The sequence below is a fragment of the Pedobacter hiemivivus genome (assembly GCF_004331685.1).
Lineage (GTDB): Bacteria > Bacteroidota > Bacteroidia > Sphingobacteriales > Sphingobacteriaceae > Pedobacter > Pedobacter hiemivivus.
In genome coordinates, this window is record NZ_SJSM01000005.1 from 47299 (window position 1) to 64852 (window position 17554).

General features: G+C 39.1%; 12 protein-coding genes. All 12 read right to left on the reverse strand.

Annotated elements, in window-relative coordinates:
- Positions 1-9: 9 nt before the first annotated feature.
- Positions 10-1866, reverse strand: a complete 1857-nt coding sequence (locus EZ444_RS10805; RefSeq protein WP_131608763.1) for a RagB/SusD family nutrient uptake outer membrane protein — start codon at positions 1864-1866, stop codon at positions 10-12.
- Positions 1867-1883: 17 nt separating this feature from the next.
- Positions 1884-5039: a SusC/RagA family TonB-linked outer membrane protein gene (locus tag EZ444_RS10810; protein ID WP_131608764.1), complete on the reverse strand. Its 3156-nt coding sequence runs from the start codon at positions 5037-5039 to the stop codon at positions 1884-1886.
- A 219-nt stretch (positions 5040-5258) separates the two neighbouring features.
- Complete coding sequence (locus EZ444_RS10815) at positions 5259-6011, reverse strand: SDR family NAD(P)-dependent oxidoreductase (RefSeq protein ID WP_131608765.1); 753 nt, start codon at positions 6009-6011, stop codon at positions 5259-5261.
- 11 nt (positions 6012-6022) lie between these two features.
- The gene (locus tag EZ444_RS10820) at positions 6023-7288 is read right to left on the reverse strand and encodes an MFS transporter (protein ID WP_131608766.1); all 1266 of its coding nucleotides are present in this window, start codon (positions 7286-7288) and stop codon (positions 6023-6025) included.
- 24 nt (positions 7289-7312) lie between these two features.
- Positions 7313-8479: a galactonate dehydratase gene (gene dgoD, locus EZ444_RS10825; protein WP_131608767.1), complete on the reverse strand. Its 1167-nt coding sequence runs from the start codon at positions 8477-8479 to the stop codon at positions 7313-7315.
- Between the two features lie 11 nt (positions 8480-8490).
- Positions 8491-9201 carry an MBL fold metallo-hydrolase gene (locus tag EZ444_RS10830; protein ID WP_131608768.1) on the reverse strand — a complete coding sequence of 237 codons (711 nt, stop codon included), beginning with the start codon at positions 9199-9201 and terminating at the stop codon, positions 8491-8493.
- A 184-nt stretch (positions 9202-9385) separates the two neighbouring features.
- Entirely contained in the window at positions 9386-10069 is a 684-nt protein-coding gene (locus EZ444_RS10835) for a GntR family transcriptional regulator (protein ID WP_131608769.1), read from the reverse strand.
- Positions 10070-10195: 126 nt separating this feature from the next.
- Complete coding sequence (locus EZ444_RS10840; protein WP_131608770.1) at positions 10196-12739, reverse strand: zinc-dependent metalloprotease; 2544 nt, start codon at positions 12737-12739, stop codon at positions 10196-10198.
- A gap of 50 nt (positions 12740-12789) precedes the next feature.
- On the reverse strand, positions 12790-13680 hold the full coding sequence (locus EZ444_RS10845; protein WP_131608771.1) for a peroxiredoxin family protein: 891 nt from the start codon (positions 13678-13680) through the stop codon (positions 12790-12792).
- 37 nt (positions 13681-13717) lie between these two features.
- The gene (locus EZ444_RS10850) at positions 13718-15202 is read right to left on the reverse strand and encodes a PKD-like family lipoprotein (protein WP_131608772.1); all 1485 of its coding nucleotides are present in this window, start codon (positions 15200-15202) and stop codon (positions 13718-13720) included.
- A 75-nt stretch (positions 15203-15277) separates the two neighbouring features.
- The gene (locus EZ444_RS10855) at positions 15278-16048 is read right to left on the reverse strand and encodes a DUF4843 domain-containing protein (protein ID WP_205945252.1); all 771 of its coding nucleotides are present in this window, start codon (positions 16046-16048) and stop codon (positions 15278-15280) included.
- Between the two features lie 8 nt (positions 16049-16056).
- Positions 16057-17544, reverse strand: coding sequence for a RagB/SusD family nutrient uptake outer membrane protein (locus EZ444_RS10860; protein WP_131608773.1), 1488 nt, complete (start codon positions 17542-17544; stop codon positions 16057-16059).
- Between the last annotated feature and the right edge of the window lie 10 nt (positions 17545-17554).

Genomic DNA, 17554 nt, shown 5'->3' on the forward strand with positions numbered 1-17554 from the left:
ATTTGAAGATTAATATCCCGGGTTTTGTACTAATAAATTATTCAGTTGAATATCATGGATAGGAATGGGCATAAAAATATTCCTGGATGAAACCTTGGTAGCAGCTGTGGTAATATTCGTTGCCGTTCCGGCATTGCCATTTGCATAGGTCAGAAAAGCTTTCATATCTGCTACAAATTTCCCCCAACGAATCAGATCATTTCTTCTTAAACCTTCAAAACAAAGCTCCCTTGACCTTTCTTCCTTTATCGCATCAAGCAGTGTTGTTTTGCTGGAAATCTCTAATGTCGACAGGTCTGCATCGGTAGATTGGGTGATCGTGGCGGTAGCGGTAGCACCTGATCCACCACCTCCGGTAATCGTAATGGTGGGTGCAGTTGTATAATAAGGCCCTGAGGCAGTCAAAGTTCCGGGTGAAGTAATGATGATACCAGTAACAACCCCAGCTGAAATGGTAGCCTCGGCAGTAGCTCCACTGCCACCACCGCCAGTAATTGTTACTGTTGGCACGCTCGTATATCCTGTCCCCCCTTTAGTTACTGCAATGTGTTTTACTACATTTCCATACAATATACCGTATGCTCTTTTACGAACCATATTCACATACTGATAGGCATTAGCAGGCCCATTCACTTCGTTTTCAGCTTCAGCAAGCATCAGCAATACATCCGAATAACGGAGGAATGCGAAATTCTGGGAAGTGTAATTTTTGTCTTTTGGCTCCACAATCTCGTATTCCCTACGCCATTTCCCTGCATTCATGAGCCATGTATTTGTAACATTCGTCTTCACAGCGGTTGCTCCTGAGCCCCAGGTATAATTGGCACAATTCCAATCCCTTCTCCAGTCGAATGAGGCTTTGTTTGGTGTGGCAGTACTCAATGGGTTTAATTGATAAGAGTTGTACAATTTCCGGGTTGCATTTACCGATCCGGAGCTAAATCCTTTATTTGCATCATTGCAGGTAATTCCGCAAAACCTGCCTGTATAGGTATTTCCAAAATTAACCCCACCCGTATTGTTGCCCCAAAATTCCAGTTCCCACATGCTTTCCTTCACATCGTACTGCTCTTTTGCATATTTTAGGAATATATCTCTGTAATCCGGATTTAGTGCATGTTCAGGTGCATTCCCTGTCGGATGTACTACTTTATCCGCCCAAAACAAAGCATCTTTATATTTTTCTGTATCGTTTAAAGGAAAGCCCGCCATATAAAGATATACCCTCGCCAACATTCCCTGAACAGCTGTGCGGGTAACTTTACCACCCATACCCAATGATGTAGCAGTCTGCGTTTGCAATAAGGATTCGGCATCAATCATATCCTTAGTGATTTGTGCATATACCTCCCGCATCGGGGTTCTCGCAATATTCACTTCAGTTACTGATGCTGTAGGCGTTAGGATCAGTGGAACATCTCCATAATTACTAACCAACATGAAATACTGAAAACCGCGCAGAAACAAGGCCTGCCCTTTGATTACGTTTTTTGCAGTCTGATCCATCTCCACATCATCAACCTTGGAAAGCAATAGATTGGCTCGCTGAATGCCCGTATAAAGGCCTTTCCAGAACAGTTCGTTCTTTGCATCCGCAGCATCGTACTGATAAGTAGTGGTTAACTCTACCGTCTTTCCATAAGATTCATCTGTATTGGTAGTAAACATATACAGGTAATTGTTTCCATATACCTCTATGGTGCCCAAAGCATTATAAACTCCATTGAGCGCACTTTGCAGCTGCTCTGGTGTTTTGTAAAAAGCTTTCGGATCAATAAAATCAGTAGGATTGGTGTCCAAAACTTTCTGACAGGAAGTAGTTATCGCTGCCAGTATGATGAGGTAAAAATATTTTAGCTGTTTCATACTTTTATAATTAAAATTTAGAGCGACACGTTTAATCCGAATATGAGTGTACTTGCACGTGGATAGGCAGAAAAATCGAATCCAGGTGTAAGTGCTGAGTTTCTAACAGAAACTTCGGGATCAGGTCCGGAATAGTTTGTCCAGGTAGCAATATTCTGAGCAGAAGCATAAATCCTTAAACTTTTAAAATTGGCCTTTTTGAATATTTTCGCTGGAAAGTTATACCCTAATGAAACTGTTTTTAATCTGAGGTATGAGCCATCTTCAACCACCCTGCTTGAGTAATAAAAAGGCCCCTGTCCACCTGTCCGGAACAAAGTATTGCTGGGGTTGTCAGGCTGCCATCTATCGGCATAACTAGCAAACTGATTTAAAAACCTCGACTGCTTTCCATTCCCCTCAAACAACAAACGGTTGGCATTGATGATGTCGTTTCCGTAAGACCATTGCAGGAACACGTTCAGGTCAAATCCTTTATAAGTAAAATTATTTGACAAGCCTCCTGTATGGATAGGAAGACCACGTCCGATTACGGTGAAATCTGATGCATTAACGTTTCCATCTCCATTGATGTCTTTATACTTAATGTCGCCAGGCTGTACTGTAGGATTCCCATTTCTTGGGAGATTGGCTTTAAGCGTATAAACACCTGTAGGACTTTTATCAAAATCTTCATATTGGTAAACCCCGTCCCAAATAACACCATACAATTGTCCTACAGGTTGCCCAATTACAGCGATATAAGGAGAAAGGGCATTCCATTTCTGGTCAAAACTTACCGGACTGGTTATTGAAGTTTGGTTTTCAGCAAGTTCCAGTACTTTATTTTGGTTGAAACTAATGTTAAAATTTGAGCTCCAACTAAATTCTTTACTTCTGACATTGATAGTGTTCAGCGAAATCTCAAGACCTTGATTTTGCATTTTACCTATGTTTTTAAAAGCATCAGATAACCCAGTTGTATAAGGCAATAAGGCCAATAGCAACAGATCATGGGTAGTTTTTCTATAAAGATCGACCGTTAAATTTACCCGCTGTTTAAATAGACTTAAATCATAACCAATATTAAGCTGCTTTGTGGTTTCCCATCTCAGCGTACCATTTCCAAAGGCCGTCAATATCGCCCCTTTTGAGGGAGAACCATTACCATAAGAATATCCGGCCGAATTGGGTTGGGTAATCTGATCCAGATATGGAAAGTCGCTAACGCGGTTATTACCAGTCTCCCCATAACTTAAACGTAATTTTGCGTCAGACACAAATTTCAATTTCTTCATAAAATCCTCAGCACTCATGCGCCATGATATTGCTCCCGAAGGGAAGTATCCCCAACGATGTCCAGGGGCAAATTTTGAAGATCCATCAGAACGGAAGGAAGTAGTAAAATAATATTTTGATTTATAATTGTAATTTAAACGTCCCAGATAAGATACCAGACCAGACCTTGAACTTAAGGAAGTACCGATCTGAGAAGGAGACTCATCCAGACCATCCAGTCCCAATGACTCGTTTGGAACATTGAGCGCATTGAAACCGGTTCTTGCCATTTTGATTCCTTGCACCGTATATCCCCCTAAAATGGTAAAATTATGTACTTTATTAAATACCTTTTTATAGGTAAGCGTATTTTCGTTCAATAAAATTGTGGTAGGATTATTATAAATTGATCCATTCACACCACTGGAATTGCGGTAATTACCTGCTTGTGTTGAAGAGTTATTAAATGTTTCATTTCTCAACATCGTATTGGTAATCCCACCTGTAACCCTTAGGGTAAGATCCGGTATAATTTTATACTCGGCATAAGCATTGGCAATGAATGTTGTGTTTAGGCTCCTGCGAAGTTCATTTTTGGCAGAAATCACAGGATTAACCCGGTAATCAGCAATTACGTTGTAATCAAAACCAGGATCAAACAGTTCATCATCCAGGTTATTGTCATTGCCAGTTACTGGACGATAACCCCATACTGCATAAAGGAGATTGGTACTGGCCGACTGTGAGGAAGAAACATCTTTTACTATCGTTCCATTAGAAACACTGTAGCTATAATTCACATTTGCGCCAATTTTCAGCTTCTGATTTACATTCTGATCCAAGGTAATACGGCCCTGGTAACGCTTGAAACCAGAATTCAAAATCACCCCATCTTGGTCGATGATGTTACCCGAAATCGAATATCGTGTTTTATCTGATCCTCCTCTTATGGAGATGTCATGGTTCTGCATAGGCGCAGTTCTATAAATCTGATCCTGGAAATTAAGCGCTTTTACATTTCGATAATCTTCCAGAGTTTTTCCATCTTTCAGATAAGCAAGAGCCGCAGCTGTCGGATCAAGCTCCAATTGATATCTAACAAATTCATAGGGGCTCATTAAATCGATGGTCTTCGTATTTTTCTGAACACCATAATAACCATTATAGGCAATTACAGGTTCGCCCGCCTTCCCCCTTTTGGTAGTAATGATAATTACCCCATTTGCCCCTCTTGCACCATATATAGCTGTCGCCGATGCATCTTTTAAAACGTCAATAGACTCAATATCGGCAGGACTTATAGAATTGCTATTCGCATCTTCCAAGGGAAAACCATCCACGACATATAAAGGAGAGTTATCCTGTGTGATAGAACCAGCGCCACGAATCACGATGTTGTTGGCTTGACCTGGCTGACCGTCAGTGCCTGAGACCAGAACACCGGCTACTCTGCCACCAAGGGCTTCGTCAAATGATCTTACCGGGGCCTTTTCAAAATCGCTCATTTTTACCTGGCCAACTGAGCCCGTAAGGTCTTTTCGGGTAGTTGTGCCGTAGCCGATAACGACAATTTCATTCAATGCATTGTCAAGGGATTTAAGTGCAAGGGTGATGGTGTTCCTATTATTTAAAGGAATATCTCTGGACTGGTAGCCGACATATCTGAAGGATAATGTAGCATTTGCATTTGAAACAGTAAGTACAAATTTACCCTCAGCATCAGTCGAAGCTCCGGTTTTAGTACCCTTTTCAAATACAGTGACACCAAAGAGCGGTTCATTGTCATCAGACGTCACTTTACCTGAAATCTTCTTGCTTTGTGCATTACTTTGGGTTGATAGAGCCATTAACAATATCCAGGAAAACAATACCCTGAAAGTAACAACGCCGCAAAGCTTTAGGGGTTTAAGTAACATATTTATATTTGGTTAGTTGCAATAAAATCAATATCTGATCAACATTCTTAGAGCGCTATACAAACCTAATAAATTATATATTGTATACAATATATAATTGAATAAATAAGAATATTTTAATAAAACATAGATAAACAGATGAATTTATCAATATATGGTTCGATATCTTGTTATTTAAACAATACTATTAAATAACTAAAGCATTTCACATTCAAACTTTTAGCGAAAATATAGACCACCGTTAATGTCTATTGTGGCTCCTGTAATATAGTTACCGCCCTCTCCTGCCAAAAATGCAACCGCAAGTCCGATGTCACGAGGTTGTCCAATACCAAGTGGTACACCTTCGGCTATTTTAGCAACCCCATCAATGCCATGTGTTTTATTTAACAGATCAGTTTCAATAATCCCAGGGGCAATACAATTTACCCGTATCCCAAATGCTGCACCCGTCCGTGCTAATGTTTTGGTTAGTCCTAAAATTGCGCTTTTGCTGGCCGAATAATGTGCATGGCCATACAAAGCCCCCTGCTGTCCAACCACAGAGCTGATGTTAATGATTCTTCCATCTTTCTGTTCGCGCATCATTTCCATGGCATATTTCGAACATAAAAAACAACTGGTTAGGTTAGTTTCGAGAATATATGACCAATCCTCAGCTGTGATCTCAAAAATATCTTTTGCCTGCGATGTACCGGCATTATTAACCAATATATCCAATTGACCAGTTTGATCTTTTACAAAATTAAAAAGTTCTGCTACTTCATCTTTTACACCCACATCAGCAGCCTTAAAAAACACTTTTCCATTAAACCTTTTAAGGGCAGTAATGAGCTCCTGAAGTTCATCACTTTCCGCTCTGTCATTCAATATAATATTTGCACCTTTTTCCGCAAGGGTTAAGGCTACGCCTCTACCTATTCCTCTTAATGATCCTGTTATTAATGCTGTCTTACCAATTAATTCGCTCATGACAATAAATTTTAATTAAAATTCTGATCTGGTGATGCTTTATGTACTTCCTTAAACAAGGTAAATCTTAAAGCAATAAAAATAAAAATGCTGCCCAATAAATAGGCAAAAGAAAGTGATGACAGGCCATCAGATAATCCCAAAGTAGGTTTTAAATACCCCAAAATCCAGGGTGCAAAAGCGCCAATTAAAAAAGCAAACATGATCATTGCCCCTGAAACCGAAGCTCTAATGCGAGCTGGAGTCACCAGGAACAAAGAGGCATAAATATTAGAATCATAAAGCCCTCTAAAAAAACCAAACAGTCCCATTCCTGTATATACCCAAAACAGATCATTTGCAGAACCCAACAAATAAATAAAAGGACAACCTAATAACAAGCCAAATGCTTGTGTTTTCAGTCTTGCACCAACATTAATCTTCGCAAATCGATCAGAAAAACGTCCGCCTAACAAAACGCCAAGAAAAGCAAACACATGATGGTAGAACATGGACGAGAATCCTGCATTTGCTAAAGAAAGGTTAAACTTTTCATGCAGAAAGGTTGGAGCCCAGGTTAAATATCCCACATTAACAAATACCATACAAGCGAATGCTAGGGTAAGCAGAATTGCTGTTTTTCTTTCAAACAATCCTTTTAAGCCATCAAACAGGGTTACTTTCTGAATCACCGCCGACACCTCTGGCAAAACAATTTTCTTAAACCTTAGCACAAGGATCCCAGAGAGCAGGATACCTATCCCACCAAAAAAATAAAATGCAGTACTCCATCCAAAGCGCTCGGCGATCAATGCGCCAATCAAACCGCTCATAATGATTCCTGCATAAAGCGCAGTTTGATGAATAGCCATAGCTAGACCAGTTTTATCACCATATTTTTCTCCGATGAGGGCATTAGCTGCCGGGGCATAGAAAGATTCGCTGCTCCCCACAATACCTCTTAAAATAACAAGATGAAACAGTCCTGCACTGAGGCCAGTAAAAAAGGTAGCCGTACTCCATAATAACAGGCTAAAAATAATCACCTTCTTTTTACTAAAAACATCCCCTATATAACCACTTAAAGGAACGCACAACCCTATTGCCCAAATAAATACGGATGCGATCATCCCCAATTCGGCATCTGTTAGCTTCAAGTCTGCTTTAATATGGGGTAAGATCACATTAAAGATCTGACGGTCTGCCTGATTGAAGAAAAAAACCAACCATAACAGCACAATCAATTCCCAGTTAAAGGACTTGGTACTTAAGCTACTCTGAGCATTTCGTTTGAACATATCTGATGTTATTCTCTAGATGGATTACTTTACAAAATAGCCCTTTGCATTTTCAGGCCGTATTTCGGTCAGTTTTCCATTGTAATGTCTTAAATCTCTTGGCTCATAGTTATACTCCGCAATTGCCTCTTCATTGATATCTATTCCTAGTCCTGGTAAATCGTTAATTTGCATCATTCCATCCATAAATTCAACTTTTTCAGTACTTATTTTATTCCGGTAAGGCACATCACTGCTCATGGTTTCCAAGAAATGAAAATTAGGGGTAGAAGCTGCAATATGTAAGGTCGCAGCATTGGCTATCGGTCCGCTTGGATTGTGTGGACAAAGCGGGATATAATAACATTCTGCCATAGTCGCAATCTTTTTAAGTTCCGAGATACCACCTGCATGACTTACATCGGGCTGGATAAAATCTGCGCATTCCTGGTTTAGAAAACTTCTGTAATCCCATCTGCTGTACAATCGTTCTCCAGCGGCAATCGGAACTTTGGTTTTCCTTCTTAATTGCGCCAGTCCCTCCATATGATCAGGTGGAATTGGTTCCTCAAACCAAGTAATGTCAAAATCTTCAAGCGCATGCGCAACTCTTATAGCGGTTGGCATATTAAACCGACCATGTCCTTCAATTAAAATATCAATATCACTACCCACAGCATCGGTTACTGCGCCAATACAGGCTAAAGCGTATGAAAATTCCTTTTTACTCAGGTTCATATATGCTGAACCAAATGGATCCCATTTCAACCCCTTGAATCCAGTTTTAACGGCTTCCCTGGCTTTCTCTGCAAATTCCTCAGGTGTCTTTGCAGGCGCAAACCAACCATTTGCATAACATGGCACAGCATCTCTTACTTTTCCACCGAGTAACTGGTACACCGGAACACCTAAATCTTTTCCCTTAATATCCCACAAAGCCATATCTATGGCAGCAAGGGCGCTCATTAAAACCACGCCACCACGCCAATAAGCATCACGATAGCAATCATGCCATATCGCTTCTATATTATGTGGGTCTTTTCCTATTAAATATCGCTTAAGTTCATTTATAGCTTGTAAAACTGTCTGCTCCTTCATTTCTAGAGTCGCTTCCCCAACTCCGTAAAGACCAGAATCTGTAATAACTTTCACAAACACCCAATTTGTTCTGTAAGCATGACAAATAAAGGTCTTAATTTCAGTGATTTTCATAATGGTTGTGTTTATAATTCTATGCTGGTATCTATTCGCATTATTTTTGTGTTTAATCCCTGGGCGCTGCACAAAAAGGCAAAATATGAGGGATCAGCTGTATTCTCGGCAAACATTCCATAATGGTTAGGAATAACAATTTCAGAATTCAAGTCGAGTGAAAAACGTACAGCATCTTCGGCATTCATGTTGCCCAACTTTCCGTTGATACAGACAAAAAATAAGTCCAGTTTTGCTCCCGACATTTTGGTAATCAAACCGGCAAGCTCAGGTACATATTCTGTATCTCCCGAAAAATAAATAGTATGTTGTTTATCATTAATTAATAATCCCGTAGAAAAGGGATCAGAGTGAAAAGCCGGAGTAGCGGTAAGTTTTAATCCCCCTAATTCAAGGCTTTCGTATTGCTGGATTAAAACCATATTCCGACCATTAATTTTCAGCCGTTTTGCGTGTTCAATCACACTTATAGGGCCTATTATTTTACACATCGGATAAAGCTCCAGAATACTGAGGATAGTTTGTGGATCAAAATGATCCAGATGGTTATGTGTACAATAAATATAGTCAGGATGTAAATCTTCAATGGCCACAGGTACGGGAACCATTCGTTTCAATCCTTGGATCTCTTCTATTGAATTACTTAGATAAGGATCTATGACTAACCTAATGCCCGCAGCATCTAAAATATAGCCGCTCTGTCCTATCCATTTTATAATCATCTGATGGTTTAATTTTTGGTTAGTATGCCTATACGCTTTTAAATCATGCGTATTCGACAGCAATCCAAAATTATAACATTATATATTGTATACAATATATAATTGAATATTTAACAAATTAGGAAATAATCCCACAAACTATTAATATTTTACTAATGAATAGGCGTGAAAAATAAAAAAAATGCTATTTAAACTTATCGCTCATCTGAGCCAACAGATCTGCTTTAGCGTTTACACAGTGTATTGCTGCAGCAGCTTCCACGGCTGCAGGATTTCTGCTTTCCAAAGCATCGAGGATAGCTCTGTGCTCCTCTATAACTTCCGTTGTCCGCCGCGAACCAAAGCCATAAGTAAGGCGTAATGTATTAATCAGTTGCCAATGCTTTTCCAAAATTTGCAAACCTTCGCTGTTATTTGCCAGTTCATATATAGTCGAATGAAACCTTCTATTTAATTGCAAACAGGTAGTATAATCTTCTTTTGAAGCCGCAGCTTCATAACTTTTTTGGATTTGATTAAGTGATTTGAGATCTTTCTCCTTTAAATTTTCAATACACTTTACAGTGAGGTATACCTCAATTAACTGCCTGATCTCGTAGATACTTTCTAAAAACTGTCTGTCTACCTTTCTTACATGAGCCCCTTTATTTGGCTCAATAATCAACAAACCTTCACCCTGCAATTGTTGCAAAGCTTCCCGAATTGGCATTTGGCTTACTTTATACCGTTCAACCAACTCTGCTATTTTTAATCTTTCTCCTGAAATAAAATATCCCGAAAGAATATCTTCCCGAAGTTTTTCTCTTACCCTGGAATAAGTAGGATTTGCCAGTTCGCTTAAAGAATCAGATTGTAATTTGTCTTTCAATTTCGAAATTTTTTAAATAACCATCAAATATACAATATATATTGTATACAATCAGATAGCACCAAGGCATACAAAAAGGGCTATAGAATAATCTATAGCCCCGTTAGCCCAGAATCTTTTTTAGAATTAAGGTGTTGGTGTTACCAGAGTTTTTGGCACTAATCCTACATCAATCTTACGCACCATCTCCTGCAAATGGAGCTTGGTTAAACCAGTAGCAACAGGTATCGCTTTTTTGATGTCGGTCTTAAGACTTATTAAATGAGCACGCATGATACTCGCACCATCTGATTTAGTAACATCAGGATTCATGTAAATATTAATCCCCCCTAATTGATTGGTCATCACAATTTCGGTGGTGGCAACAAATGTTTTTATAGCATTGCTGATATAAATCTGCTGAAGATTTCTTCTATAAATATCGATCGGTTGGTGCTTGTAAAGCTCTCCCCAAACACCCATTTTCAGATCTTTAAGGTACTCCATTACGGTATAATTTTTAACCGGATCTGTCGCTTCCCTATTGATCATTTTCACAAAAATATCCGACCCCATCATACGCATCAACACGACATATTGAAGATTACCTATGGTATTCACAGGATTAGCACCTGTTACATCCGATATCTGTTTGTTGATTAACCAGGTTGGTGTATTAAAAAACTGATCATTGATGAATTTCATGGCTTCTTTCTGTGTCGCATAAGGTACAGGGGCCAATAATCCGCCTGGCTGTTCCACACTTTTAAAGGTGGTGTAATTACCAGCAAAATTCCGGATCACATGGCCTAGATATAGGGTGTATTGTTTGATTACTTCCTTATACATTTCACCGGCCTTCTCATAACCTTCGTTCGGTTCACGGTTCCAGGTGATCAGATTCGGCACTACCCTTTTCAGATTTTTGATACCGTAAGCACTTGCTTTCATGGCATTATCTCCCATATCTTCACTTTGCGAGCGTGGATCTGTATACAAGTTTTCTCCACCAAAGAACAGGCGTTTATTGCTGCTTAAGCTGTCTATGATTAGTTTATTCAGGTAAGGAGTTTCATCTTCTGCAGTTTTAAATTCAGGCATCCAACGATAGCCAAACTGTATGGCCCATTTGTCGTAATCTCCTATTCTAGGAAAAATACCCTTCTCCGAAATACCATCTTCCGGTTGTGCCACATAATTAAACCTGGCATAATCCATAATAGATGGCGTATGTCCATGCGCTTCCACAAAAGCTTTGTCTCTCAACTTTTCTACCGGGACAGTAGAGCTTGATCCAAAGTTATGTAACAGCCCCAAAGTATGTCCAACTTCGTGCGAGGAGACAAAACGGATCAATTCGCCCATTAACGCATCATCAAATTTAGGCTTACGAGCCCTTGCATCTAAAGGCCCCGCCTGTATCATGTACCAGTTTCTAAGCAACTGCATGATATTGTGATACCAATTGATATGGCTTTCTATAATCTCTCCACTGCGCGGATCATGAACATTAGGTCCACTGGCATTTGCCACTGAAGAAGGCTTATAAACGATGGCGCTATGTGTAGCATCGTCAATACTCCAACTCGGGTCGTTTGTTGGTGCAGGCAGTGCCACAATGGCATTTTTAAAACCTGCTTGTTCAAATGCTTTTTGCCAATCGTTTACTCCGGCAATTAAATAAGGCACCCATTTTTTAGGTGTTGCAGGATCAATATAATAGACGATCGGTTTTTTAGGCTCGACCAATTCTCCACGCTTGTATTTTTCAATATCTTCATCTTTAGGCTCAAGGCGCCAGCGTACAATTACGGCCGACTGCTTTACCCCCTGAGCATCGCCATCAAAATCGGTATAGCCACGTGCAAAATAACCTACTCTAGCATCCGCATAACGGGCTTTCATAGGAACTTTTGGTAGCAATACCATAGAGCTATTCAGTTCATAGGTTACCGGGATGGTAGAGTTATTAGGCTGCCCACCAACAGGCCCCCTTGAATAAGTACGAACGGTGCGAACCTCTACATTCTTGGCAAAAGCACTTACTGAAGTAATATAAGATTTATCTGCCTGAATCCCCCCAACTCCTAAAAGTCCTTTGGTGGAAGCACTAAAGAAGAAAATCTCGTTTTCTGTATTCATAAAGTCAGTTATCTCTATAACCGAACTTTTAACACTACTGGAATCTCCTCCATATGCCTTAACCTGGAATGAAGCTACGATAGGCTGGATATTAGAATTCCGGACAGACTTGTATAATCCATTTGAAGTACTGTCGGCCGATCGTTCGTTAAAAGAATTGAGGCGTAGCAAGATGCGGTCATTAGGCCCTTTTTCAAAGCTTACCACATTTTCAGCAATACCATCACCTGCATATCCCATCATTTGTGGTCGTGGTCCTGCTGCAGATTTAGAGATCCTGTTTACCACAAGCATTTCCCTTCCCAGTATGGTATCAGGAATTTCAAAATAATACTTAAGACCGATCTGATGAACATTGATCATTCCAACAGAAGTTTTTGCTTTTGCTGTGATCACATCCTTATAGGCCTTTGGTGCACCGGGCACGCTGTCTGTTTTTTTTACCACTGCAACAGGTACTGGTGCAGATTTGGATGATTTCTTTTTCTGGGCAGTTGAGGCCATAGCAAAGGCCCCCAAAGCTAGAGTGAGTAGAATAGGTTTGAACATTTGTGTGTGTGTTTTGCCTGATTTTTAGGTCAGGCATCAAGAAATAAATACTATTTTCTGGTTGCTGATTCTGGAATAAGTTCGGCAAGTTTTTGATTAAGCTCCGCACCTCTCAGGTTAACCGCAATGATTTTCCCTTTAGGATCAATCAGAAAGTTTTGGGGAATAGAGCGGATCATGTATAATTTAGCAACATCATCATCCCAAAATTTTAAATTCGAAACATGCTGCCAGGTAAGCTGATCCTCATGTATTGCTTTTAACCATGCGTCGCGTTTGCCCGTCTGGTCTAAGGAAACAGAAAGAACATCGAAATTTCTGTCTTTATACTTTTGCCATGCTTTTACCACTATCGGGTTTTCTTCTCTGCAGGGTCCACACCAGCTTGCCCAAAAATCTAACAGCACATATTTGCCTTTATAATCTGCAAGGCCGATGCTTTTTCCTGAAGTATCTGGAGCGACAAACAAAGGAGCTATTTTTCCAATACTTACCGCCTCAAATTTATCCAACGTAGTTTTGGTTTTAATGCCTGTCGGTGTTTGTTGCACTTTGCTATCCAATTTATTAAACAACTTTTTTAGTGCAGGCACATTAGCCGGCAATGGTCCAATTACGTCATTCAGTGCAACCAGGCTAATAAAATAATCGGGATGTTTACCAATGAATACTGCCTGTTCTTTTTTCTTTTCCGCTTTAAGAACAGCCATTTCTGCACGCCATGCGCCTAAACCAATGGTATCGTATTTTACTTTTTTTGTCTGCGCATCTCTATACGCCTTTTCGCTTAAAACAAGTTTTTCCTGTACACCCGTTAAGGCAGCTTCTAATTCTATTTTTTGTTTTTGGATTGCAGGCGATTCCATATCTGGATCCTGCTGCGCAAAAACAGCCCCTGTTAGCATACAGGCTAACAGGGTGAAGTTCAATTTTAGTTTCATTTATGTTTTTATGTTTTTGTGTTTGTGTGTTTATTGATTAAAAAGTCCGGCTTCCGCTTCCTTTTTCCATGTAATTGATACTAGTAACCTTACCCTGACCTTCAAAGTTTGGCTTATCAAGTGCCTGGATTGTTCCGGTAGTACTGATTTTATGTAACCACACCTTATACTTGCCTGCAACGTAAGACGCAATCACCAAATAATCTGTAGTATATTTTTCAACGTTACCTGCCGGCTGTGGATATTTAATATGTTGTATACAAGTCACCGTTTCTCCTACAGGAAGTGCGAACTCCAGTGTTTCTTGCAAAGAAACAGCATCTGTTAAATAAACCTTGTTTTCTTTGGCGTAATAGATATAATCTGAGTCATAATTACCACCAATTATATCCGCTGACATCAAGCCATGTGCCTGAGGAACGGTTTTTGTATCTCGTACTAATGCCGCATTATTTGGAGAAGGTGGACCAGTAAATTGTCCATAAGATGTATTCAACCTTGCCAGGTAGCCTTCACCATTTTTTTTCCTAAATAATGCAATAGCCACATTCCTAACAGCAGGATAACCGGCCATCCAAACAATTTCCGCATCCAGATTTTTAATCAGATCAGCATGGGCTCCCAAAGGATAATAATTAGCATCATTGATACCAATGATAGACTTAGAATTGTCATCAAAAGCAATGCCCATTGCGCCAATTGCAGCGACAGGTGCTACTTTAAAATTAGCTATTGGAGGGTCAGCGAAATACGCTCCTTTTACCATGGTATATACTTTACCATCATTAATCAGATTCAAATAATTATTTCCCATTGGTTGTAAAATGTTCTGCGGTTTTCTAACAGCAGGCGTTGTAAAGAACATATTTTCAAATCCCATAAGTTTTTTCCCATTATCGATCCGATAAATACCGGCATCCTTATCAGACAAAACAACTAATACGTTGAAAAGCTCGTTAGAATTGATGCCTGTTTTAAATCCGCTGGAGAATATAGATTTTACTGATTTACCCAGTAAACTTTGCCCTCCGTTAAAGTGAGCCATCCAGTTATCTATTCTGCCGTTTGCATGAATGAAATCAAAGTCCGTATTAACACCATCATCTTTTAACAAATACCATCCGTTCATTGTTAACGTTGAAACAGAAACGTTACTACTGATCATTTGTGTTATTCCGGTTTTTTTGTTTTTTACATTGAATACCAGAAAATAATCTCCCGGATTAACTTTTACTTCATATGTTAAGTCTTTAGTCCTCGAAAGCGTGTCTCCACGTGCAACAACTCCTGCAGAAGGAGTATAGTTACTAGTAAATAAAGTCCAGAAATAATCGTAGTCCGACTCATTTGCAACCGTAGGATTAATTTTCAATACATCTTGAAAAGTATATACGCTGTAAGTTTTTTCAAAACCATTTACAACAGGTGTGGCAAGATCAGGCTTAAATTGATTCTTATCTTTTACACATGAATAGGTAAGAATGCAAAATAAACCTATGATTAAAATATATATTTTTTTCATCAGTATATATTATTATTTAATTATTAAATTAAACATGGTCTTATAACCATGTGTTCTTGTTATTTCTGATGCCAATTATGGGAACGCCACTATAGGACTAGTGGGATTGCTTGTTTCTCTTAAAGGAGCCTTACCACTTGCTAAATTGGCCGGATCAGCATTAAATATTTCAAGCCTGGCTTTTAATAAGTTTTTATAATGCTGTTGTCCACCAATCTTGGCAATAGCCTGGTACCATTCCTCATCAACGCGCTCTTTTAGCGTGTCGTACATAAATTGGTGTTTACCTGTACTATATTTACCGAACGAACTGAAAGCCGCAGCAAGATAACTATCTACTCGCCAGGAAAAAAAACGCTCTAAACGGTCAGAAAACAAAACGGTACAACTCCTGTCTTTTACTTGGCCCAAACCAAACTGGTCATTCGCAACCAGTCCCAGTCGTAAACGAACACTTTGCACTTTCAAACTTGGATCACGCAGCATGATGATAGGGATCATGGCTACCACTGCATTAGCCTTAACAACCATCATTTTTTTTAATGATGGATCGTCTAAAGGAACATAGTGTACACCAGGAATAGCAGGATTGAGTACACCTTGTTCAACAACAGGCATTAAATTTACAGCCCTGTCAAAATTTGCGATTGGACCTATTGTGTTCACTTTAATATAAACAGTATCCCGTGTAACGGTTGCCGGCTCATAAAAAAAAGTATTATTTACTGTAGAGGTATCATTCAATTGTACACGTGCTATATCACTATACAACAACCCTTTTGGTTTAGAACATCCGGTAACAACAGCTACCAGATAGATCAGTACAAAATATATTAATCTTTTCATCTTTTTAATTAGTTATTGGTATAAGATATTTCACGGTCGGGTTTTGGAATTAAATACCTTTCTGGCTTTGCATTATAATACGAACCGGTCCAGCCCGATGGTAAAGTGGTTACATTATACCGCTTAAAAGTAAAGAAGCTTTGTCCCTCTGCATAAAATTCACGTACATATTCCCTAATCATTTTATTTCTGCGATCTCCAGTCCAGTCATTCACATTAAATGAGGTAAAAGGAATTCCCTTTTTTACACAATAAGCAATATAAATTCCTTCCGCCTCAGTCTTTGACTCTGCACATTCTGTACCGATCAAGTACATTTCACTTAAACGAAGCAATGGAATTTGAAGCACTTGGTAATCTGGCAATCCTTTTTTCTGTATAAACTTTTTATACATCACTTGAGTAGATGCTTTGAGCGTCCACATATCCTTCCATCGTATATCAGCCAATCGCTCTGAAGGAGGAAAAAGATTATTCAAATAAAAATATCCATCACCACTTGGGTAATCTATACGAAGAAGACCTCCATCTTTTCCAAATGATGAATTGGCTATGTCTTCAAGATTATATACACTTAAGGCTGATATATGCTCTGCCGACATTGTATAATCCTCTGCAGCACGATCGGTTTCTACACCTAACCTAAAAGTATGCGCTCCGTTATCATCTACTGCATCAATTACCATTTTGGCGTATCTGGCAGCATTTTGTTTGTTCGCATTATCTAATGGTACCAACCATAAATACACACGTGCCTTTAGGGCCAGCACGGCATAATAATTCATCCTAACCTGTCGGTATTGTAAATAAGGATCATTAACTACAGGAGTAACAGTTGAATTTAATTGCGCAATAGAATATTTCCGGATCGGATCAACATCTTTTAGTAAAGCTTCTGCTTCCTCAAGATCCGACAAGATAGACTTTGCAAATTCAACATAACTTAATGGAAGATGGGTATTTTTAGTAACTGTTTTTACATAAGGTAGAACACTATTGGCAGTTATATTTGTTGGTAAAGGCCCAAACATGCGCAATGCATCAAAGTGACAAAAAGCACGTAATGTAAGCGCTTCACCTTTTACAATCTCATAGTTACCTCCAGTGAAAACAGCTTTTTTTGCATCAATGTTTTCTAAAATACCATTTACATCTGCTATAACCTTGTATAAATTTTCATATGTACTGCTAAACCAGTCCTTAACAGTTTGATCTGTATAATCACCGTTAATTAATTTGGTCCGCGAGATATTAGCAGAATTGGGATTATCCCAGTTGATTGCCAAATACTCTACATTACCCCACATCATATCACCTCCATAAATGCTGCCACCTTTCATCCGAATATAGGCACCTGTTAACACATCACGGAATCCTTTCTGTGTTTTAAATAATTCCTCCTGAGTAGATTTACCTTGTGGACGAACATCAAGAAATTTCTTGCAACTAGTGCTTAAAATACTCAATAATATAATAGTTGTTAGTATTCTTTTCATGGTTCTAATT